At 57.6% G+C, this 20,982-nt stretch carries 19 protein-coding genes; 8 read left to right on the top strand and 11 right to left on the bottom strand.

Translation table 11 applies throughout. The features are described 5' to 3' along the window. Nucleotides 1-151 precede the first annotated feature (151 nt). From fdhF to GS611_RS14400, 3 genes are all read right to left on the bottom strand, one after another. Nucleotides 152-2,935: a formate dehydrogenase subunit alpha gene (gene fdhF, locus GS611_RS14410; protein ID WP_171636784.1), complete on the bottom strand. Its 2,784-nt coding sequence runs from the start codon at nucleotides 2,933-2,935 to the stop codon at nucleotides 152-154. 13 nt (nucleotides 2,936-2,948) lie between these two features. Continuing rightward, nucleotides 2,949-4,652, bottom strand: a complete 1,704-nt coding sequence (locus tag GS611_RS14405; RefSeq protein WP_171636782.1) for an NAD(P)H-dependent oxidoreductase subunit E — start codon at nucleotides 4,650-4,652, stop codon at nucleotides 2,949-2,951. A gap of 85 nt (nucleotides 4,653-4,737) precedes the next feature. Next, nucleotides 4,738-5,619: a LysR family transcriptional regulator gene (locus GS611_RS14400; RefSeq protein WP_171636780.1), complete on the bottom strand. Its 882-nt coding sequence runs from the start codon at nucleotides 5,617-5,619 to the stop codon at nucleotides 4,738-4,740. 215 nt (nucleotides 5,620-5,834) lie between these two features. Between GS611_RS14400 and GS611_RS21325 the strand changes: the two genes are divergently transcribed. Further along, entirely contained in the window at nucleotides 5,835-6,227 is a 393-nt protein-coding gene (locus GS611_RS21325; protein WP_171636778.1) for a GFA family protein, read from the top strand. 78 nt (nucleotides 6,228-6,305) lie between these two features. Here GS611_RS21325 and ychF read toward each other — a convergent pair whose 3' ends face one another. Next, on the bottom strand, nucleotides 6,306-7,403 hold the full coding sequence (ychF, locus tag GS611_RS14390; RefSeq protein ID WP_171636776.1) for a redox-regulated ATPase YchF: 1,098 nt from the start codon (nucleotides 7,401-7,403) through the stop codon (nucleotides 6,306-6,308). A gap of 198 nt (nucleotides 7,404-7,601) precedes the next feature. Here ychF and GS611_RS14385 point away from each other — a divergent pair, with 198 nt between their 5' ends. The 7 genes from GS611_RS14385 (at nucleotide 7,602) to GS611_RS14355 (ending at nucleotide 13,629) form a co-directional block, all read left to right on the top strand. Continuing rightward, nucleotides 7,602-8,090, top strand: coding sequence for an acyloxyacyl hydrolase (locus tag GS611_RS14385; protein WP_171636774.1), 489 nt, complete (start codon nucleotides 7,602-7,604; stop codon nucleotides 8,088-8,090). Nucleotides 8,091-8,168: 78 nt separating this feature from the next. After that, nucleotides 8,169-8,960: a tryptophan synthase subunit alpha gene (gene trpA / locus GS611_RS14380; RefSeq protein WP_171636772.1), complete on the top strand. Its 792-nt coding sequence runs from the start codon at nucleotides 8,169-8,171 to the stop codon at nucleotides 8,958-8,960. 146 nt (nucleotides 8,961-9,106) lie between these two features. After that, nucleotides 9,107-10,273, top strand: a complete 1,167-nt coding sequence (locus tag GS611_RS14375) for an alpha-hydroxy acid oxidase (protein WP_171636770.1) — start codon at nucleotides 9,107-9,109, stop codon at nucleotides 10,271-10,273. 249 nt (nucleotides 10,274-10,522) lie between these two features. After that, a complete protein-coding gene (locus tag GS611_RS14370) occupies nucleotides 10,523-11,176 on the top strand; it encodes a 50S ribosomal protein L25/general stress protein Ctc (RefSeq protein ID WP_171636768.1) in 654 nt (217 codons plus the stop codon). A 141-nt stretch (nucleotides 11,177-11,317) separates the two neighbouring features. After that, complete coding sequence (gene pth, locus GS611_RS14365) at nucleotides 11,318-11,998, top strand: aminoacyl-tRNA hydrolase (protein ID WP_171636766.1); 681 nt, start codon at nucleotides 11,318-11,320, stop codon at nucleotides 11,996-11,998. Between the two features lie 83 nt (nucleotides 11,999-12,081). Next, nucleotides 12,082-13,245, top strand: a complete 1,164-nt coding sequence (locus tag GS611_RS14360; protein WP_171636764.1) for a serine hydrolase — start codon at nucleotides 12,082-12,084, stop codon at nucleotides 13,243-13,245. Nucleotides 13,246-13,254: 9 nt separating this feature from the next. Then, entirely contained in the window at nucleotides 13,255-13,629 is a 375-nt protein-coding gene (locus GS611_RS14355; RefSeq protein WP_171117420.1) for a DUF2237 family protein, read from the top strand. Between the two features lie 54 nt (nucleotides 13,630-13,683). Here GS611_RS14355 and GS611_RS14350 read toward each other — a convergent pair whose 3' ends face one another. The 7 genes from GS611_RS14350 to rpsA form a co-directional block, all read right to left on the bottom strand. Continuing rightward, nucleotides 13,684-15,336, bottom strand: a complete 1,653-nt coding sequence (locus GS611_RS14350) for an Ig-like domain-containing protein (protein ID WP_171636763.1) — start codon at nucleotides 15,334-15,336, stop codon at nucleotides 13,684-13,686. A 672-nt stretch (nucleotides 15,337-16,008) separates the two neighbouring features. After that, nucleotides 16,009-17,256 (bottom strand): tryptophan synthase subunit beta, encoded by a 1,248-nt coding sequence (gene trpB, locus GS611_RS14345; RefSeq protein ID WP_171229554.1) that lies wholly within the window; start codon nucleotides 17,254-17,256, stop codon nucleotides 16,009-16,011. Nucleotides 17,257-17,324: 68 nt separating this feature from the next. After that, on the bottom strand, nucleotides 17,325-17,660 hold the full coding sequence (locus GS611_RS14340) for a hypothetical protein (protein ID WP_171636762.1): 336 nt from the start codon (nucleotides 17,658-17,660) through the stop codon (nucleotides 17,325-17,327). Nucleotides 17,661-17,707: 47 nt separating this feature from the next. Continuing rightward, the gene (locus tag GS611_RS14335) at nucleotides 17,708-18,349 is read right to left on the bottom strand and encodes a phosphoribosylanthranilate isomerase (RefSeq protein WP_171636761.1); all 642 of its coding nucleotides are present in this window, start codon (nucleotides 18,347-18,349) and stop codon (nucleotides 17,708-17,710) included. Between the two features lie 11 nt (nucleotides 18,350-18,360). Beyond that, on the bottom strand, nucleotides 18,361-18,711 hold the full coding sequence (locus tag GS611_RS14330; protein ID WP_171117412.1) for a lipopolysaccharide assembly protein LapA domain-containing protein: 351 nt from the start codon (nucleotides 18,709-18,711) through the stop codon (nucleotides 18,361-18,363). Nucleotides 18,712-18,718: 7 nt separating this feature from the next. Next, the gene (gene ihfB, locus GS611_RS14325; protein WP_050603110.1) at nucleotides 18,719-19,003 is read right to left on the bottom strand and encodes an integration host factor subunit beta; all 285 of its coding nucleotides are present in this window, start codon (nucleotides 19,001-19,003) and stop codon (nucleotides 18,719-18,721) included. A gap of 270 nt (nucleotides 19,004-19,273) precedes the next feature. After that, nucleotides 19,274-20,950 carry a 30S ribosomal protein S1 gene (gene rpsA / locus GS611_RS14320; protein WP_068337749.1) on the bottom strand — a complete coding sequence of 559 codons (1,677 nt, stop codon included), beginning with the start codon at nucleotides 20,948-20,950 and terminating at the stop codon, nucleotides 19,274-19,276. Between the last annotated feature and the right edge of the window lie 32 nt (nucleotides 20,951-20,982).

Here is a 20,982-nt window from a genome sequence, read left to right as displayed (position 1 = left end):
GCCAGTGCGGAAATTTGCGTGGTGCCGCGACCAAATGAAAACGCGACGAATTGCCGGGGCAAGTCAGATGAGGCAATCGTTTGAACGACGGCGCGGCAAAGAAAAAAGCGGCCCCTTCCAGAGGCCGCCCTTGTTCAGTCTGGCCGCGATCTTATTCCGCTGCCATCGCATCCTCGATCTTTTCGACACGAATGGCCGAGAATTTGAACTCGGGGATCTTGCCGTAAGGGTCGATGGCCGAGTTCGTCAGGATGTTCGCCGCTGCTTCGACATAGGCAAACGGAATGAACACCATGTCTTCGGCAATGGCCCGGTCAGCGCGCACCATGATTTCAATCGAACCGCGACGCGTGGTCAGGCGGATCATTTCGCCCGGATCAATTCCCATCAGCTTCAGAGTGCGCGGGTTCATCGAGCAGTTGGCCTCGGGCTCGACCGCGTCAAGAACCGTTGCCCGGCGGGTCATTGAACCGGTATGCCAATGTTCCAGCTGACGGCCGGTGGTGGCAATCATCGGGTATTCGTCATCGGGCGCCTCATCGGGCGGGATGACGCTGGCCGGTGTGAACCTTGCTTTGCCGCCCGCGCGGGGGAAACCATCACCGAACACGATTGACTGGCCGGGATCGGTTTCGCTGAGCGAAGGATAGGTGATCGTCTCGGTTTCCAGCCGTTCCCAGGTGATATTGTCCAGCGACTCCATGGTCAGTTTCATCTCGGCAAAGACCTCAGACACATCGGGATAATCCCAGTTCAGACCGATACGCTGCGCCAGTTCGACCGTGATCTTCCAATCCTCGCGTGCCTCACCCGGAGGCGCCACGGCCGGACGGACACGTTGCACCTGACGGTTGGTGTTCGAAACCGTGCCGTTCTTTTCATACAGCGCCGAGGCCGGCAGGATGATGTCCGCATAGTTCGCGGTTTCGGTCAGGAAGATGTCCTGCACGATCATCAGGTCCAGCTTGGCCAGCGCCTCACGTGCGTGGCCAACATCCGGATCGGACATGGCCGGGTTTTCACCCTGAATGTACATGCCCTTGATGTTGCCCGCATAGGCTTGGTCGATGATCTCGGTGACGGTCAGGCCCTTCTCGTTCGAGAAGTCGTCCGAGTTCCAGACACTGGTGAACTGCGCGCGAATACTGTCATCGGTAACAGTCTTGTAGTCCGGCAGGAACATCGGGATCAGACCTGCGTCCGACGCGCCCTGCACGTTGTTCTGCCCCCGCAGCGGGTGCAGACCCGCGCCCGGCTTGCCCACATTGCCCGTCATCAGGGCAAGGCTGATCAGGCAGCGCGAATTGTCGGTGCCGTGGATATGCTGGCTGACGCCCATGCCCCAGAAGATCAGACCGGCCTTGGCCTGCGCAAAGGTGCGCGCAACGCGGCGCAGCTGATCCGGTTCGATGCCGCAGATCGGTGCCATCGCCTCGGGCGTGAACTGGCGCAGGTGCTCTTTCTCGGCCTCCCAGTTCTCGGTCCAGCGGTGGATGTACTGGCTGTCATACAGCTCTTCCTCGACGATCACGTTCATGATTGCGTTCAGCATCGAGACATCGGCACCGGGCCGGAATTGCAGCATTTCGTCGGCAAACTTGCGCATACCAACGCCGCGCGGGTCCATCACGATCAGCTTGCCGCCGCGCTTGGCGAACTGTTTGAAATAGGTCGCCGCGACGGGATGGTTTTCAATCGGGTTGGCGCCGATGATGATAACCACGTCCGAATTTTCGACCTCATTGAACGTCGCGGTCACAGCACCCGAGCCGACATTCTCGATCAGAGCGGCAACAGACGACGCGTGGCACAGCCGCGTGCAGTGGTCGACATTGTTGTGCTTGAAACCCTGACGGATGAACTTCTGGAACAGATAGGCCTCTTCGTTGGTGCATTTGGCCGAACCAAAGCCCGCAACGCTGCGCGGGTCTTCGTCGCGCAGGGCTTTCAGCCTGGTTGCGGCCAGATCCATCGCCTCTTCCCATGATGCTTCGCGGAAATGGGTCGACAGGTTGCCGGGATCGACGTTCAGCCCCTTCTCGGGCGCGTCCTCGCGCCGGATCAGTGGCTTGGTCAGACGATGCGGGTGGTGGATATAGTCGAACCCGAACCGGCCCTTGACGCACAGACGGCCTTCGTTTGCCGGGCCGTTGATACCCTCGACATACTTGACCTTGCCGTCCTTGACCTTCAGCGAAACCTTGCAGCCCACCCCGCAGAACGGGCAGACGCTTTCGGTCTCAGAGTCGTAATCTTTGCTGTCGCCCTGCTGTTGGTCGTCCAGCACGGTTGCAGGCATCAGGGCGCCGGTCGGGCAGGCCTGAACACATTCACCACAAGCGACACAGGTTGAATCGCCCATCGGGTCGTTCTGGTCGAACACCACCTGAGCGGTATGCCCGCGACCAGCCATGCCGATCACGTCATTCACCTGCACGTCGCGACAGGCGCGGACACAGAGGTTGCAGTTGATGCAGGCATCCAGATTGACCCGCATTGCCACATGGCTGTCATCCAGCAGCGGAATCTTCTCGGGCTCTTTCGCCGGGAAACGGCTGTCGCTGACATCGTTCAGCTTGGCCATGTCCCAGAAGTGGCTCGATTTGTCATGCGCCACCTCGGGCTGGTCGGCCACCAACAGTTCCATGACCATGGCGCGCGATTTCTCGGCGCGGTCACTGTCGGTCTTGACCACCATCCCGTCAGCAGCCGGGCGGATGCACGAGGCGACCAGCGTGCGCTCGCCTTCCACCTCGACCATACAGGCGCGGCAGTTGCCATCGGGTTTGTAACCCGGCGCCGGTTTGTGACACAGATGCGGTATCACCAGCCCACGGCCATTGGCCGCTTCCCAGATGGTGGTGCCTTCGGGCACGGTGACGTCATCGCCGTTCAGGTTGAAGGTGACGGTTTTGTTTGGGCTTGCATCAAGCATGGCTCTGTCTCCCTCAGATCTCATTGGCGAAATGTTTCATGACCAGGCGGATCGGGTTCGGGGCCGCCTGCCCCAGGCCGCAGATCGAGGCATCGCCCATGACCTGGCACAGATCTTCCAGCAGGTCTGTGTCCCACGTGTCGGCCTGCATCAGCTTCACCGCCTTTTCGCAGCCCGCCCGGCAGGGGGTGCATTGGCCACAGCTTTCGTCCTCGAAGAACCGCAGCATGTTCAGCGCCGCATCGCGGGCGGTGTCCTGATCGGACAGAACCACAACCGCAGCAGACCCGATAAACGTGCCCAGCGGCTGTAGAGTGTCAAAATCGAGCGGGACGTCGTCGATGCTGGAGGGGAGAAGACCTGACGACGGCCCGCCCGGTTGATACGCCTTGAACACATGACCTTCGGCCATGCCTCCGGCTGCATCAATCACGTCAAGAATGGTCGACCCTGCCGGCAGCAGGTAGACGCCGGGCTTCGCCACCCGGCCCGAGACCGAATAACTGCGCAGCCCCTTGCGGCCATTCTTTTCAAAAGAATTGAGGATTTCCGGGCCTTCCCGGCAAATCTTGGATACCCAGTAGAGCGTCTCGACATTGTGCACCAGCGTCGGCCGGCCGAATACGCCGACCTGTGCCACGAAAGGCGGGCGGTGACGCGGCAGGCCCTTCTTGCCCTCGATCGACTCGATCATCGCGGATTCTTCACCGCAGATATAGGCGCCTGCGCCACGGCGCAGGTCGATATAGCCAGGCTCAACAATTCCGGCATCTTCCAGCGCGGCGATCTCGCGGCGCAGAATTTCCAGAACCGCAGGGTATTCGTCACGCATGTAGATAAAGCAGGTCTCAGCCTCGACCGCCCAGGCGGCGATCAACATGCCTTCAAGGAAGACATGCGGGGTGCGTTCCAGGTAATAGCGGTCCTTGAACGTGCCGGGTTCGCCCTCGTCCCCGTTCACGGCCAGGTAACGCGGGCCGTCATTCATGCGGACAAAGCCCCATTTCTTGCCCGACGGGAAACCTGCGCCACCCAAACCGCGCAGGCCCGAGGCCAGAACCTGTTCCTGAACCTCTTCCCAATCGCCGCCCTCGCGCAATTCATTCAGCTTGGCGTAACCGCCATTCTCGACATAGGCCGAGAAGGTCTCGTAATCAGGCAAATGGGCATGGGTGTCATCCGCAGCAATCGCGGCCTGCACCTTTTCGAGGGTCGCGTGGTCGATATGGTTGTGACCGATTTCCAGCACCGGCGCGGTGTCGCAGCGCCCCATGCAGGGCGCGCGCAGAACGCGCACTTCGGACGGGTCAAGCCCATCCTCCAACGCTTTTTTCAACTGCTGCGCACCAGCCATTTCGCAGGACAGGGAGTCACAGACACGAATGGTCAGCGCGGGGGGCTGTGTTTCACCTTCTTTCACCACGTCGAAATGGGCATAGAAGGTCGCGGTCTCGTAAATCTCGGCCTGCCCGATCCGCATCTCGACGGCCAGCGCGGCAATATGGTCGGCGCTGATATGGCCGTGCGTGTCCTGAATCAGATGCAAATACTCGATCAACAGGTCGCGGCGGCGTGGGCGGTCGCCCAGCAGGCGCGCAATTTCGGCCTGTGCTTCATCCGTAAACTGTCGGCCTTTGGGCGTGTGCCGCCCCTTGCCTTTACCTGACTTCCAGACGCCCTTGGGTGCGCCTGATGGCTTGGTGTCTAATGGTGCCATAATGCCCTCCGATTCAGGCCCCGTGTCTCATCAGGCTAGCATATCGTCAAATCGCTTTTTGCAATCGCACGATAACGACATCTTATCACCGTAAAGACGTCACCACAGCGCGCAGTGCCTGCACCGTTGGCAGTTCAGGATCTCGGCTCAGGGTGGCCAGACAGATCGGTTTGCTGACAATCGGATCGACCAGCGGCAGCACCTTTGTCCCCTGCAACTCGCCCAATGCCCGAATAAGGACACGTGGCACAACCGTGGCAGCCAGCCCCTCGCGTGCCATCACCATCGACGCGGTAAATCCGCTGGTTTCGGCAACCACGTCCGGGTGCAGCCCCTGTTCGGCAAAGATACGATCCAGAATACGCCGGTTTTGCATCTGCGGCTCGAGCAGGCTCAGCGGAAATTCAGCCACGCGCGCCCAAGGCAAGGGGCCGTTTTCGTCCGTCATGTGTGACGGAACCAGCAGAACATAGGTTTCCTCGTACAAAGGTTGCACCTGTCGCAGATCGGTCCCGATGCTGTCGCCATATGTTATCCCGGCGTCCAGGCTTCCTTCGTCCAGCCGGTGTTGAATGGCGGTGGCAGACATGGTTTCGATGCGCGTAACGATGCGCGGATGCGCTTGCCGAAAGCGTTTGGTGAGGCGCCCGGTAAAGGCGATGGCCGTCGGAATCACGCCAAGGATCAGCGTACCGGTGATCTCGCCCTTGGTGGCCAGCACCTGCTGTTCCAGTGCTTTGGTGTCATCGAGAATGCGACGCGCCCGCTGGACGATCATCTCGCCCTCTTCGGTCAGACCCTGAAACCGGTTGGCGCGGCGGACGATAGAGACGCCCAATCGGTCTTCGAGGTTACGGATACGCATCGAGAACGCGGGTTGAGATATCCCGCATTCCTCTGCCGCCTTGGCAAAATGCCGATGCCGTGCCAAGGCACTGAGCAATTGCAGGTCGCGAATTTCGATCATCTCAGGGCATTCCTGTTGGCGGGTCGTTCGTCAGAGTATCGGATATTCGACGGCAGAGAAAAGAGCGCTTAAATTGCGCGGGCTGCGACTTGTGATTCCCGAACTCAAGGCATTTACCATGCAGGAACAGTGAATCGTATGACGTCTTCAACCAAGCGAAACAAAGCTGACAAAACCCGGAAATTACCTTAGCTTCCAGAGGCGGAGGTTTCAGGATGACGGAACGAATAACAGGTGGGTGCAAATGTGGCCTGGTACGCTATGCAGGCACCCGACTTGATGTACCAATGTTTCGCTGTCACTGTCGCGACTGCCAGCACCTCACAGGTTCCGGGCATTCAGAGATGATGCCTTTGGTCCGTGACTCTTTTGAAATAAGTAGTGCTTGCAAAACGTACGAAATGCTGGGCGGGTCGGGCAACCCAACGTTCAGCGGCTTCTGCCCGAACTGTGGAGCGCAACTTACAAGGCGCAGCAGTCTTATGGATGATCGTATCTATGTTCACGCATCATCGCTAGATGATCCGCGAAAATACAACCCGGAAAAATCAATCTATCAAGAGTCTGCGCAATCTTGGGATGCAACCTCAGTCGTCGGACAGACTTAAAAGCACAGGACAGTTCATTTCCCGATTTGAGTTGGCGGGCCTCGATACGCCAATACGATTGCGGATTGTGGCGCAATTTCAGGTGTTGAACAAAAAGTGCATCACGTCGCCATCCTTGACGACATAGCTTTTCCCCTCTGCCCGCATCTTGCCTGCCTCTTTTGCCCCTTGCTCGCCGTTGCAGGCGACAAAGTCTTCATAGGCGATGGTCTCGGCGCGGATGAATCCCTTTTCGAAATCACCATGAATGACACCAGCCGCCTGCGGTGCAGCGGTGCCGGTGCGGATGGTCCAGGCGCGAGCTTCTTTCGGGCCGACCGTAAAATAGGTTTCCAGTTTCAGCAGGTCGTAACCGGCACGGATCAGACGGTCGAGACCGGGCTCTTCCAGACCCATTTCCTCAAGGAACATCTGTGCCTCGTCCGCTTCAAGCAAGCTGATCTCTTCTTCGATCTTGGCGCTGATAATGACGTGAGAGTTGCCCTGGGCGGCAGCCATCTCGGCAACTTTCGCCGAGTATTCGTTGCCTTCAGCGGCTTCTTCCTCGGACACGTTGCAAACATAAAGAACCGGCTTGGTGGTCAGCAGTTGCAACATCTTCCAGGCCTTGGCGTCCTCGTCCGAAACCTCGACCAACCGTGCAGGTTTGCCGCCTTCCAGCATCTTTTGCGCTTCGGCAAGCAGGCGGTCCTGCTGTTGGGCCTCTTTGTCATTGCCTTTCAGCTTGCGCACCAGATTGGCGCGGCGCTTTTCGATGCTTTCCAGATCGGCGAGCATCAGCTCAGTCTCGATGGTGTCAGCATCGGCCACGGGGTCGATGCGGCCTTCTACATGGGTCACGTCGCCATCTTCGAAACAGCGCAAGACATGGGCGATGGCATCGACCTCGCGAATATTTGCCAGAAACTGGTTCCCGAGCCCCTCGCCTTTCGAGGCCCCCTTCACCAGTCCGGCGATATCAACGAATGTCATGCGCGTCGGGATGATCTGTTTTGACGATGCGATTGCGGCCAACTTGTCGAGCCGCTCATCCGGCACGGCCACATCGCCGACATTGGGCTCAATCGTGCAGAACGGGAAATTCGCGGCTTGCGCGGCAGCGGTTTTGGTCAACGCATTGAACAGGGTCGACTTGCCCACGTTCGGCAGACCCACGATTCCCATCTTAAAGCCCATAACGGCCTCCTGCATAGAATACGAACGCAGCTTCTATGCAGGTCCGCATCAATGCGCAAGTGATTGCCGGGCCACTTTGTTTGAGTCCCTTCGGCCACATCACGAAATTGTTCTCAAATCGTGTTCTTGTCGGCCCTGAAAACCGAAGGGTAGGATGAACAATTAACATAGCGCGATCAAATTAAATGGCAGAATATAATGGAAAAACTACTTCTTGCAGCCGTACTGACGGTCTCTACATTTGCTACAGCCCATGCTCAGACGGTTGTTCTTGGTGCCGGGTATTCAGATTTTTCCGAGGCGACGTCCGAAGATCAGGCACTGATTGCTCTCGAGTACCATCACACTCCTTTTCACCAGGCAACTCGGTTCAGTGCTGGCTGGGGTGCTGCGTTTTCTGTGAACGAAGACGGGGATACGCATATCGGTGTTGGGCTGGTCGGGCTGTATTCTCTGGGTGAGCGCTGGTTCGTCGAAGGCAGTGTCATGCCGGGATACTTCAATGCCAGCAACGACCAGAACGACCTGGGCGGAGACTTTCAGATCCGCAGCCTTTTGGGTCTTGGATATAACCTGAACAACGGCAACAGAATGTCAGTTGCGATCACGCACAAGTCGAACGCCAGCACCAACGATGAGAACCCTGGTGTAAACGCGGTTCTGCTGCGGTACCATCTGGGCTTCTGAGCTATTCCTGCGTTGGCGGGATTGATTTTCGGTCAAAGTTTCTGCACACGGGTCCAAACCCGATTGCAAGGACATCCGATGACCCGTATCGACGCTAAGTTTGCCGCCCTGAAAGCCGAAGGAAAGAAGGCTTTTGTTGCCTATGTGATGGCAGGGGACCCGGATTATGACACCTCGCTCGACGTGGTCAAAGGCCTACCCGGCGCGGGTGTGGACATCATCGAACTTGGTTTGCCCTTCACTGATCCGATGGCGGATGGCCCCACAATTCAGGCAGCGGGTCAACGCGCGTTGGACGGCGGGATGACGTTGCAGCGCACATTGGATCTGGCGCGCGCGTTCAGGGAAACAGATGACACAACGCCAATTGTCCTGATGGGGTACTACAACCCGATTTACAGCCGGGGTGTAGAGGCTTTTCTGGCCGATGCCAAAGATGCCGGTATTGACGGGCTGATCGTTGTCGATCTGCCGCCCGAGGAAGACGAAGAGCTTTGCCTGCCTGCGCAGGCGGCCGGCCTGAACTTCATTCGTCTTGCAACACCTACCACGGATGACCAGCGCCTGCCGCGCGTTTTGCAAAACACCTCGGGCTTCGTGTATTACGTCTCAATCACTGGCATCACCGGCGCGGCCGAGGCGCAGGCAACGGATGTGGCCCCCGAGGTTGCCCGCATCAAGGCCGCAACCGAGCTGCCGGTGATCGTGGGATTTGGCATCAATACGCCCGAGAAATCCCGCAATATCGCGTCCGTGGCAGATGGTGCCGTAGTCGGGTCGGCGATCGTCAGCCAGATCGGTGCAGGCAAACCGGTCAATGAAGTGCTGGATTTTGTAAAGTCCCTGTCTGATGGCGCTCATAGCGCCTGATCCCGCAGATAACACAAGACTAAAAAGCCTGCCGCAGACTGTTCTGGGGCAGGCTTTTTTTGACTGCCCGACGCCGGGCCAGATCATTGCAGGCGTTGACATGCATTGGTAAGGAAAACGAACCAGTAAGTTCGGAGGTCTGAGTCATGCCTGTGATAACCAATATCGAAAACCTCAGGCGCATATACGAGCGTCGCGTGCCGCGGATGTTCTACGATTACGCTGAAAGCGGCAGCTGGACGGAACAGACTTTCCGCGAGAACAGTTCCGATTTTGAAAAGATCCGCCTGCGTCAGCGGGTTGCCGTTGATATGTCCGGGCGTTCGACGGCCTCGGAAATGATCGGCCAGAAGGTGTCAATGCCGGTCGCGTTGGCCCCGGTCGGGTTGACGGGGATGCAGCATGCGGACGGAGAGATGAAGGCCGCCAAAGCCGCCGAGGATTTTGGTGTGCCCTTTACCCTTTCCACAATGTCGATCAACTCGATCGAAGACGTGGCCGAGCACACCGACAAGCCGTTCTGGTTTCAGCTCTACACGATGAAGGACGATGACTATGTCAGCCGTCTGATCCAGCGGGCCAAGGACGCCAAGTGTTCGGCGCTGGTGATTACGTTGGATCTGCAGATTCTGGGCCAACGGCACAAAGACCTGAAGAACGGCCTGTCCGCACCACCCAAGCTGACCGCAAAGACCATAGCGAACCTGATGACCAAATGGGCCTGGGGCATTGAAATGCTGGGTGCCAAACGGCGCGAGTTCGGCAATATAGTGGGACATGTGCAAGGTATCTCGGACGCGTCTTCACTGGGGGCCTGGACCGCTGAACAGTTCGACCCCACCCTCGACTGGAGCAAAGTCGAAAAACTGATGGAAAAGTGGGGCGGAAAAGTGATCCTGAAAGGGATACTCGACGCGGAAGATGCCAAAATGGCTGCCAAGCTGGGAGCGGATGCCATAGTCGTGTCGAACCATGGTGGGCGTCAGCTGGATGGTGCGCTCAGCTCGATTCGGGTATTGCCCGAGATCATGGACGCTGTCGGCAACGATGTCGAAGTGCATCTGGACAGTGGTATCCGCTCGGGTCAGGACGTGCTTAAGGCATTGGCACTGGGGGCCAGGGGGACGTATATCGGCCGCGCATTTATTTATGGGCTGGGCGCCATGGGCCAGAAAGGCGTCACCACCGCGCTGGAAGTGATTCAGAAGGAACTTGATACAACAATGGCGCTGTGCGGTGAAAAAACCGTTAGCGCGCTGGGGGCGCACAATCTTCTGGTACCAGAAGATTTTGGTGGTCGCTGGCAAGCCTGAGACCGCGGCAGATTTGGGGCTCTGCCCCCGCCGCCCGTTCCGGGCGTCTCCCCCGGGATATTTGTGGCCAGATGAAGCAGCGGACCCTTCACTCATTTGACGAAGAACACTCCGAAGCGCGCGGTTGGGCCATAGAGAACGACAAGCTGTGATTTCCCCCTTTCCAAACCGGATGAATCGAGATAAGGACGCGGCTTCACGCGGGTATACAGCCTTGGAGGATACCCGCCCTAACATTGGAGAATTATCATGGCTGGAGAGATTCCTGATCTCGTAGCTCTGGAACGGACGGGGACAGGCAAGGGCGCCGCTCGCAAAACGCGCCGCGAAGGCATGGTTCCGGGCGTAGTGTTTGGCGGCGACAAAGATCCGCTGCCGATTCAGATTCCGTTCAACGAACTGTTCAAGCGCCTGAAGGCCGGTCGCTTCAAGTCGACCCTGTGGAACCTGAAAGTCGAAGGCCATGAAGACGTTCGCGTCATCTGCCGCGACGTTCAGCGTGATGTCGTCAAAGACCTGCCGACCCACCTGGACCTGATGCGCCTGCGCCGGACCACCAAGATCGCACTGTACATTCCGGTTGAGTTCATCAACGAAGATGAAGCCCCCGGCATCAAGAAGGGCGGCGTGCTGACCGTTGTCCGCCCGGAAGTCGAGCTGTTGTGCACCGCAGGTGACATTCCTGAGAAGATCACCGTTGATGTGGCCGGAATGAACATCAACGACGTCGTCACCATTTCGTCGGTTGAACTACCCGAAGGCACCAAGCCGACCATCGACCGCGACTTCGTGATCGCAAACGTCTCGGCACCGACCGGTCTGTCGACAAGTGACGACGAAGAAGGTGAAGAAGCAGAAGTTGCAGTCGATGAAGTCGAAGTCGTCGGCAAAGAAGAAGAATAAATTCGGATCAAACGTCTGATTTTTGAAACGGGGTTCTGACGAGCCCCGTTTTTTTGTGGTCATGACGCGCGGCACCGGCTGGATTTCCATGGCAATTCCGGTCATCACATAGCCTCGAGGCTACAGAGGCGGAGCATGGTCATGAAACTCTTTGTCGGATTGGGAAACCCGGGGCAGAAATACGCCCGAAACCGGCACAACATCGGGTTCATGGCTGTGGAACGGATTGCGGAAGATCATGGGTTTGGCCCATGGAAGTCCAAGTTTCAGGGCGAAATCTCGGAAGGGCGGTTAGGGTCTGAAAAAATCCTTTTGCTGAAACCACAGACCTTCATGAACCGGTCCGGTCAATCCGTGGGTGAAGCGATGCGTTTCTACAAACTCGAGTCCACAGATGTTGTCGTGTTCCATGACGAGCTGGACCTCGCCCCGGGCAAAGTGCGGGTAAAGGCGGGCGGCGGACACGCAGGGCATAATGGTCTGCGTTCGATCCACGACCATATAGGCGCAGCCTATGACCGTGTCCGGCTTGGGATCGGACATCCGGGCCGCAAGGAGATGGTCTCGGCTTATGTCCTGAGCGACTTTGCGAAATCCGAGAGTGACTGGCTGGACGACGTTCTGCGGGGTGTTTCGGACGGCGCGCCCCATCTGGCGCGAGATGATGGTGGAAAATTCATGAACGCGGTGGCCCTGCGTACTGCTCCGCCCCGGTCGTCCAAGACGGCGGCTCCGAAAGCTGAAACCGCATCTAAGGCACCTCCGAAGCCACCAGCCGACGAACGGTCGGCCATGCAGAAACTGTTGGACAAGTTCAAATAGCGCCCCGCCCTCTTTCCGTTACGTCGGCGTTGCGAAAGCGGGATGTCCACGTTCCAATACACGCAAACAAGGGAGGCTATGCGATGCGGTCCATACTGAAGTGGGTTCTGCGCATTGTGCTGGCGCTGGCTTTGGCCGCCGCTGCCGTTGGGCTTTGGAAACGCGAAGAGTTACAGCGCCTGATGGCGGTGAACTCTCTGTTTTCCGAGGACAAGATCGTTCACAACTTTTCGCATATGGATGAAGCCTTTCTGACCGTGGATCTGCCGCGTGGAAACGCCCCAACATGGGAACTGCCTTACGGCGAAGGTTTCGATCTTCCGGAAGGCACCGACACTTGGATCAATGAACGCTCGGTCACTTCTTTGCTTATTATGCACAACGGCAAGATCCGGTTCGAGGAATACTATCTGGGCACCGGTCCCGATGATCGCCGGATTTCGTGGTCAGTGGCAAAAAGTTATCTGTCGGCGCTTTTCGGCATTCTCCTGCAAGAGGGCGCAATCGATTCATTGGATGATCCCGTCGTCAAATACGCCCCCAAACTTGCAGGCAGCGCATATGACAGGGCGACAATTCGGAACGTTCTGAACATGGCCAGCGGCGTCACGTTTGACGAAGATTATCTGGACCCGAAATCTGACATCAACAGGATGGGCCGTGTGATTGCCCTGGGCGGTGAACTGGACGATTTCGCGGCCTCATTGCAGGACAGTTTCGCGCCCCCCGGTGAAACCTGGCAATATGTTTCCATAGACACGCATGTATTGGGCATGGTGATACGCGGGGCGACCGGTCGCAGTGTCGCGGATCTATTGACGGAAAAAATCCTTCAGCCCCTGGGCCTTGAGCGGGACGGGTATTATGTCACTGACGGCGCTGGTGTCGCCTTCGTTTTGGGCGGATTGAACTTCACGACACGTGACTTTGCACGGTTCGGGCAAATGATCCTGCAAGATGGGTCATTGAACGGCCGGCAAGTGGTGCCCTCCGACTGGATTTTCGAGGCAACTCAACCCAGCGCCCCGACCGCTCAGGGGAAGATTGGATATGGGTACCAGTGGTGGATCCCGCGCGGCGCCCATGAGGGAGAGTTTCTGGCCCGGGGCGTGTATGGGCAATACATCTATTTCAACCAACCTCGCGGCGTTCTGATTGTGTCTACCGGCGCTGATCGGAAATTTCGCGACACTGGCGTAAACGACCAGAATATCGAAATGTTCCGCAAGATCGCAGAAAGCCTGTAAGGTGTGTTCATGCAGAAGCAAGACAGTATCAATGTACTCGGCGGCGTTCTGGCGCCCTGCTCACGCGATCCTCTGACCGGGTTCTTCCGCGACGGTGCGTGCAATACCTGCCCCGAGGATCAGGGAAGCCATACGGTTTGTGCCGTGATGACGGCCGAGTTTCTGGCATTCTCGAAATACGTCGGCAATGATCTGAGCACGGCTCGGCCCGAGTTCGATTTCCCGGGCCTCAAGCCCGGTGACAGCTGGTGTCTGTGTGCCGGCCGGTTCCTACAAGCCCATGACGAAGGATGCGCCCCAAAGGTTCACCTGGAGGCGACCCATCAACGCGCGCTCGAGATTGTGCCGCTTGATATCTTGCTTCAGAACAAGGCGAATGCCTAGACAGCCATTGCGCCTGGGGCGAGACCTGATCCGCGATCCAGTTTCGCCCCAAGGTCAGAACGCCATTTGCCAGATCAGGCTGATGCTGTAGTTTTCAAAACCGCTTTCACCAATGCCATCGTAGAACACGTTTGCTGCAAGCAAGCTGTTGTTTTCCAACCGATAGTCCAGGCCCAGATCCGCACGGGCTCGGGCGGTGTCGCCAATCGGAGTCACGCCCGGGGCGGTGCCAGTACCCGAAGTCGTGCTCCAAATCCCCGAAAGCCCGCCCGTCAGCATCATCTCTCCTCGTGACACTTGAAGCGGGTGGCTGAAATCCACACCCAGCCGTGCCGTCGTCAAACTGAAATCCTGCTGTGGAATCAGATTACCCAGGCTGTCGGTATAAGCTTTCTGATCGTCACTGGCATAACTTACGTCCAGCAAGGGCATCAATGTCAGGGCGCCACGCTTTATCTCACCTGTTACGCGCGACTGGACGAGCCAACGGTCACTGTCGAAACTGTCTTCGTAGGTGCCAAACGGAGAGATGTTGTTGTCGGCCTGGCCATAAAGTACCCGCCCTTCAAGAAACACCGAATGATTGGGCAATTTTGCCACCACATAAGGGCCAACCAGCCAGCCCGTACCGTCCACGCTGGCCGGGCCGTTTTCCGTTTCGGCATAGTCGAACTGAAGCATGGCGCCGATCAACAGGTTCGAATTGATCTGGCGATGAGCCCCGACAACAGCCAGTGCATAGGAGTTGTCATAATCATCCTGAGAACTCCAGTTGCCGGTCACACTGAACCAGACGGGGCGCGCCGGATCACTGGCGAAATTCAGATACCCCGAGCCCTGCGTGACCGAAGCGTCCAGTACACCCGACCCCGAACCTTGCAGAAACTGGGTCAGTTTCGGCTGGTTCGACACAAGGCTGTTGGCCCGGGCGTTCTGGAACGCCTGAATCTGACGTTGAGCATTTGTCACGGCCTGAAGCGTGCTGACCCTGTTTGACTCAAGGTTCAGATTCCCAGCCGCGTCCGAGAACACCCCTGCCGGAATGAAAAGCTCGATGGTACCGTTGTTCTGGGGCGTCAAAGTGGCGACATAGCTGGTGCCGGACCCGGTCAGAGTGGTCGTTGCATTGGTGACGGACAGGTCGCCCACGGTGAAATCGGTGCTTGGTTCGCTCAGCGTAATGGTTGCTTGAAACGTTCCGCTGCCGGTCGGCGTCAGGGCCCCAATCGTTGCAGTTGGCTGTGTCGTATCCACCAGAACGCGCGTGTTGACGATTTGGGTGTTCGTTACACCGGACAACGCGATCTCATAGCGATAAAGCGGCCCTCCGACGGTTTCGCGCGCGGTGAACGTAATCCCCACATACCCGTCTGCCGCATATGTGGAATCCGCGCCATCCTGACTGAGAATGGTTGCGCCGATATAGCCCAGGGAAGCAAGGCCGGCAGGCGTGATCGCACTCAGGTTCAGAATGCCGTTGTTGAAATAGAAACTACCGCCGGGAACCTGCCCCGACCCACCCAGCGAAACAAAGGCCGATCCGGTAAGTGGGATATTGTTGAAAAAGATGCTTCCCCCGTTCGGCGTCGGAACTGAGGTTATGAAGAAGCCGCCACCAAGGGCCGCACCCTCTTTCGCGCTTCCGATCATGAGTGCTGAAATCAGAAAACAGAGGCACAACAGCCTCGAAATAACGGACCTGACCATTTTACCTCCTACAACACCGCGAGGGCGCTAAACACCAGGGCGCCCGGGCAAAGACACTGTGCCCCGAGCCACGTCATCCATTGTCCCATCCATTGCAGAGACGTCCCCTGAACCGGCCGCAACTACGCCAGTTACCCAATAGTTAATTCAAATTGGAGACACTGTATAGAATTGGAAGCAACTCAACTTTGGCGTGCGGGCCACATGGCTGTGCACAAACCAAAAGACAAAGGCAAAAAATGTCGGAAAGCACTTCGAACCCCGGTGTTTTCAAGGAGTCTTCTCGGCAAGACGTCACAACAAGCCGTGACTTTGCAAGTCACGTGCTCAAAATATGCCGGTTACAGATTCTCGACCTTGACGGGATATTCGAAACAATCCCAGGCAGAGATCGCAACTGGCAGTTGTCGGGAAACAAATGCAGGCACAATGATCGAGGTTTCCCAGCAGCCGGCGATTCCTCGGGCCTCTGTGTTGTCCTTACATGCGCCTTGGCGGCGGCCCTTTTTTTGCAGGGCAACCTGATTTGGGCGGACATGTCACATGTTTGACTATCCCGCCTGTCCTGCCCTGGAACGTCAGGACGTTTCGCCTTGAAAATGTTGCTTTCAGGACCGCTTGAGCCATGGACGCCATAACAGAGCAACCGGGACATGCCGCCCCGGTTCACACTCAACCCGCCGTACGGCCTTCGGTGTCTGACATATCGAAGTTCAGATATTTGGCCACGGTCTGAACGTCCTTGTCTCCACGGCCGCACATGTTCATGCAGATCAGGTGATCCTTGGGCAATTCCGGTGCGATCTTCATCACATGGGCCAATGCGTGGCTTGGTTCCAGCGCCGGGATGATCCCCTCGGTTGCGCAGCACAGCTGGAACGCCTCGAGCGCTTCCTTGTCAGTGATCGAGACGTAATTCGCGCGTCCAATTTCGTGCAACCAGGAATGCTCGGGCCCGATGCCCGGATAGTCCAGCCCGGCCGAGATTGAATAGCCTTCAAGAATCTGGCCATCGTCATCCTGCAACAGATAGGTCCGGTTGCCGTGCAGCACGCCCGGCCGTCCGCCGGTCAGCGAAGCGCAATGCTCCATTTTCTCGTTCACACCTTTTCCGCCCGCCTCGACGCCTATGATATTGACGTCCTTGTCGTCGAGGAAAGGGTAGAACAGACCCATCGCGTTCGAACCGCCGCCGATGGCCGCAATGATCGTGTCGGGCAAACGGCCTTCGGCCTTCATCATCTGCTCTTTCGCTTCCTTGCCGATGATCGACTGGAAATCGCGGACCATTGCCGGATAGGGGTGCGGCCCAGCCACGGTGCCGATGCAGTAGAACGTGTCGCGCACATTAGTCACCCAGTCGCGCAGCGCGTCATTCATCGCATCCTTGAGCGTCCCACGACCCGAGGTCACAGGGATCACCTCGGCCCCCAGAAGACGCATGCGGAATACGTTCGGGGCCTGACGCTGCACGTCGTGCGCCCCCATATAGACAATGCATTTCAAGCCAAACTTGGCACATACGGTGGCGGTGGCCACGCCGTGTTGCCCTGCCCCGGTTTCAGCAATGATCCGGGTCTTGCCCATACGCCGCGCCAGAATTATCTGCCCCAGCACGTTGTTGATCTTGTGCGCGCCGGTGTGGTTCAGCTCGTCACGCTTCAGATAGATCTTGGCACCCCCCAGATGCTCGGTCAGGCGTTCCGCAAAATACAGCGGCGAAGGACGACCCACATAGTTTGCCCACAGGTCATCCATTTCGGCCCAGAACGTCGGATCATCTTTGGCCTTGTTGTATTCCTCTTCCAGTGACAGGATCAGCGGCATCAGAGTTTCACTGACAAAACGCCCGCCGAAGATGCCGAAACGTCCCTGTTCGTCAGGGCCGGACATGAAGGAATTGAAAAGATCGTTGGCCATGGGTGTCTCCCTCGTCGTATCTGTTGTTCATAGGTGGTGGCAGCGGGATTTGCCATGGGCAAAACGCATCATTCCACAACCTGCGTGTTTTGACGCCAGACCTGAACCGCCTGCGCCGAGCTGGGCACACCAATGCACGGAAAATGATGAAACCTGTTCACATCCGCCAAACGATCGGCCGCCAACAAGGCACGCCTGTGTGGGCCGGATTGGGAAAATGTCAGCATTGCTTCGATGTCTTGCCAGACACTGAATGAAAAATAGATGCCATCCTGCCTGAACAAGTCAGCGTGCAGGCACAATGGGTCGCCTTGCGCCTGCCGACAGGCCTGTCCCGCGCGCCAGAAAAACTCCGGCGCATGGTACCAGTGTTTCAAGGAAACGCCCCCGATTGCTGCGAGCATGCTCAACCCCTCTGTTTCGAGGGATACGCAGCAAGATCTTTATCAGATCACCTGAGAGCCGATGCAAAGTCGCGGATCAGGGCAGCATCTTTCACACCCGGCGCGCTTTCGACACCGGATGACACATCCACCTGCCGGGCACCTGTCATCCGGACTGCTTCGGCAACGTTCTGGGGTGTCAGGCCACCGGCCAGCATCCAAGGCCGGCGCCAGTATTTCCGTCCGGCCAACAGCCGCCAGTCAAAAGCCAACCCGTTGCCGCCCGGCAATTCGGCCTCTCTGGGCGGTTTCGCATCGATCAGCAGTTGATCGGCCACCTCCGAGTAAAGATCGACGGCCGCCAGATCCTCGGCCTCGGCCACTCCTATGGCTTTCATCACCGGCAAACCAAATCGCTCGCGAATTTCGGAAACCCGTTCGGGCGATTCCTTGCCATGCAGTTGAAGCATATCAAGCGGTACAGTCGAAACGATTCCGTCCAATTCTTCGTCAGTGGCATTCACCACCAAAGCCACCTTGGCAACGCCAACTGGGACCAGATGCGCCAGTTCTGCGGCCCGCAAAATATCCAGATTGCGTGGCGATTTCGGAAAGAAAACAAACCCAACATAGCCCGCCCCGGCTTCGGCCGCAGCGCGCACGTGATCCGGTGCGGTCAGACCGCAGATTTTGAACCGAACATCAGGCATAGCGGTCAGGCTCAGCTCGCCTCATCCAGAATGGCAAGTACATCGTCCTTGCCTTCGTTTTGCTTTTTCTTGAGCTTCTTGACTTCGCGCTCAAGCTTGCGCACTTCGGTTTTCTTCACGGTCGCGTCGCGGCGGTGCTTGTGTTCCCGCAGCCATTCCCACAGGAAACCAATAACCAATCCTGCCGCAACACCCCCCAAAACCACCAGAAACAGCGGCAGTGACGCGCTGAGGTTAAAACCCAGAAGCTCGGCCAGAGCATCCGGCATCAGTTTCAGTTCTACGGACTGAACATTGGCAAGAGACACGGAAATCAGGATGATCCCGAGAGCCGCCAGAAAAGCATATCGAAGGTAACGCATCATGGTGTCAGGCTTTACCGTTCAATCGATCCCTGAGCAACTTGCCAGTTTTGAAAAACGGTACACATTTTTCTTCGACCTGCACCGTTTCGCCCGTGCGCGGGTTGCGCCCAACACGTGCGTCGCGTTTTTTCACGGAAAAGGCACCAAAGCCCCGCAGTTCGACACGGTCACCGCGCGCCATGGCGTCTGTGACTTCTTCGAATACGGTGTTCACGATCCGCTCGACATCACGCTGATAGAGATGCGGGTTTTCGTCAGCGATTTTCTGAATCAATTCTGAACGGATCATGCGTGATACCCTCCCAGGCAGCCGGTGTGACAGGTCTACTGTTTTGACAGTATAGGAAAAAACCCGGAAGGGGGGAACGGATACTCTGAGTTTTGAGGCTTTATTTTGCCACATTCTCGCGCGAAATTTTATCTGTCAGGCCAATTTCCACACTTAATGCGCGATCAATCCCCTAATTAACCCTGCGGTTCGGAACATATTGATTCGCAACAAAAACGGCCCCGCACTGTCGTGCGGGGCCGAAATTCATGCTTGGGATACTGCCTTGGCTTAGTCGCCGGATTTCAACGCTGCACCCAGGATATCGCCCAGCGATGCGCCCGAATCGGAGGAACCGTACTGTTCCACGGCCTCTTTTTCTTCGGCGATCTCGCGCGCCTTGATCGACAGGCCCAGACGACGGGTCTTGCTGTCGACGTTGGTGACGCGGACGTCGACCTTGTCACCGACCGAGAAACGCTCGGGGCGCTGTTCGGCACGGTCACGCGACAGATCTGAACGACGGATGAAGGACTTCATGCCTTCGTATTCGACCTCGATGCCGCCATCTTCGATCGCGGTGACTTCGACGGTGATGACCGAGCCACGCTTCACGCCGCCCACGGCTTCGGCGAACTTGTCACCGCCCAGGGCTTTGATCGACAGCGAGATACGCTCTTTTTCCACGTCAACTTCCGAGACAACCGCCTGAACGACATCGCCCTTGCGGTAGTTCTGGATCGCATCCTCGCCACGCTCGTCCCAGGACAGGTCGGACAGGTGAACCATGCCGTCGATGTCGCCTTCGAGGCCAATGAACAGACCGAATTCGGTGATGTTCTTGACTTCGCCTTCGACCTCGGTGCCCTCGGGGTGAGTTTCTGCAAACACTTCCCATGGGTTGCGCTGAGTCTGCTTCAGGCCCAGAGACACGCGACGCTTGGCGCCGTCGATTTCCAGAACCATGACGTCGACTTCCTGGCTGGTCGAAACGATCTTGCCGGGGTGGACGTTTTTCTTGGTCCAGGACATCTCGGAGACGTGCACCAGACCTTCGACACCGGCTTCCAGCTCGACGAACGCGCCGTAGTCGGTGATGTTGGTGACGCGACCCTGATGGACCGAGCCCAGCGGGTACTTCGCAGCAACCAGATCCCATGGATCTTCTTGCAGCTGCTTCATGCCCAGGCTGATGCGGTGGGTCTCTTTGTTGATCTTGATGACCTGAACCTTGATGGTTTCACCGATCGTCAGGATCTCGGACGGGTGGTTCACACGACGCCATGCCATGTCGGTGACGTGCAGCAGGCCGTCAACGCCGCCCAGGTCAACAAATGCACCGTATTCGGTGATGTTCTTGACAACACCCTCGACGGTCTGACCTTCGGACAGGTTGCCGATGACTTCGGCACGCTGCTCGGCACGCGATTCTTCCAGGATTGCGCGGCGCGACACAACGATGTTGCCACGGCGGCGGTCCATTTTCAGAATCTGGAACGGCTGCTTCAGCCCCATCAGCGGGCCAGCGTCGCGCACGGGGCGCACGTCAACCTGCGAGCCGGGCAGGAACGCAACTGCGCCACCCAGATCGACGGTGAAACCACCTTTGACCCGACCAAAGATTGCACCTTCGACGCGCTGGTCGTCGGCATATGCTTTTTCCAGCCGGTCCCATGCCTCTTCACGGCGGGCCATCTCGCGCGAGATGACAGCTTCGCCACGGGCGTTTTCTGCGGCACGCAGGTAAACTTCGACCTCGTCACCTACAGCGATTTCAGGGGCTTCGCCGGGATTTGCGAATTCTTTCAGATCAACGCGGCCTTCCATTTTGTAGCCGACGTCGATGATGGCCTGGCCGGCTTCGATCGCCAAAACCTTGCCTTTGACAACAGAACCCTCTTCGGGTGTGTCCATTTCGAAGCTTTCATTCAGGAGGGCTTCGAATTCCTCCATGGATGCGTTAGCCATGTGGCGTTGTTTTCCTTTACAATACGTTTTTG

This window comes from Ruegeria sp. HKCCD6119 (assembly GCF_013110585.1).
In the GTDB taxonomy this organism is placed as follows: Bacteria; Pseudomonadota; Alphaproteobacteria; order Rhodobacterales; family Rhodobacteraceae; genus Ruegeria.
This window is presented reverse-complemented; position numbering and strand designations above follow the sequence as displayed.

Excerpts from the sequence above, each read along its gene's own strand:
- fdhF (WP_171636784.1), bottom strand. The coding sequence starts at position 2,935 with ATGCTTGATGCAAGCCCAAACAAAACCGTCACCTTCAACCTGAACGGC.
- GS611_RS14405 (WP_171636782.1), bottom strand. The coding sequence starts at position 4,652 with ATGGCACCATTAGACACCAAGCCATCAGGCGCACCCAAGGGCGTCTGG.
- GS611_RS14400 (WP_171636780.1), bottom strand. The coding sequence starts at position 5,619 with ATGATCGAAATTCGCGACCTGCAATTGCTCAGTGCCTTGGCACGGCAT.
- GS611_RS21325 (WP_171636778.1), top strand. The coding sequence starts at position 5,835 with ATGACGGAACGAATAACAGGTGGGTGCAAATGTGGCCTGGTACGCTAT.
- ychF (WP_171636776.1), bottom strand. The coding sequence starts at position 7,403 with ATGGGCTTTAAGATGGGAATCGTGGGTCTGCCGAACGTGGGCAAGTCG.
- GS611_RS14385 (WP_171636774.1), top strand. The coding sequence starts at position 7,602 with ATGGAAAAACTACTTCTTGCAGCCGTACTGACGGTCTCTACATTTGCT.
- trpA (WP_171636772.1), top strand. The coding sequence starts at position 8,169 with ATGACCCGTATCGACGCTAAGTTTGCCGCCCTGAAAGCCGAAGGAAAG.
- GS611_RS14375 (WP_171636770.1), top strand. The coding sequence starts at position 9,107 with ATGCCTGTGATAACCAATATCGAAAACCTCAGGCGCATATACGAGCGT.
- GS611_RS14370 (WP_171636768.1), top strand. The coding sequence starts at position 10,523 with ATGGCTGGAGAGATTCCTGATCTCGTAGCTCTGGAACGGACGGGGACA.
- pth (WP_171636766.1), top strand. The coding sequence starts at position 11,318 with ATGAAACTCTTTGTCGGATTGGGAAACCCGGGGCAGAAATACGCCCGA.
- GS611_RS14360 (WP_171636764.1), top strand. The coding sequence starts at position 12,082 with ATGCGGTCCATACTGAAGTGGGTTCTGCGCATTGTGCTGGCGCTGGCT.
- GS611_RS14355 (WP_171117420.1), top strand. The coding sequence starts at position 13,255 with ATGCAGAAGCAAGACAGTATCAATGTACTCGGCGGCGTTCTGGCGCCC.
- GS611_RS14350 (WP_171636763.1), bottom strand. The coding sequence starts at position 15,336 with ATGGTCAGGTCCGTTATTTCGAGGCTGTTGTGCCTCTGTTTTCTGATT.
- trpB (WP_171229554.1), bottom strand. The coding sequence starts at position 17,256 with ATGGCCAACGATCTTTTCAATTCCTTCATGTCCGGCCCTGACGAACAG.
- GS611_RS14340 (WP_171636762.1), bottom strand. The coding sequence starts at position 17,660 with ATGCTCGCAGCAATCGGGGGCGTTTCCTTGAAACACTGGTACCATGCG.
- GS611_RS14335 (WP_171636761.1), bottom strand. The coding sequence starts at position 18,349 with ATGCCTGATGTTCGGTTCAAAATCTGCGGTCTGACCGCACCGGATCAC.
- GS611_RS14330 (WP_171117412.1), bottom strand. The coding sequence starts at position 18,711 with ATGCGTTACCTTCGATATGCTTTTCTGGCGGCTCTCGGGATCATCCTG.
- ihfB (WP_050603110.1), bottom strand. The coding sequence starts at position 19,003 with ATGATCCGTTCAGAATTGATTCAGAAAATCGCTGACGAAAACCCGCAT.
- rpsA (WP_068337749.1), bottom strand. The coding sequence starts at position 20,950 with ATGGCTAACGCATCCATGGAGGAATTCGAAGCCCTCCTGAATGAAAGC.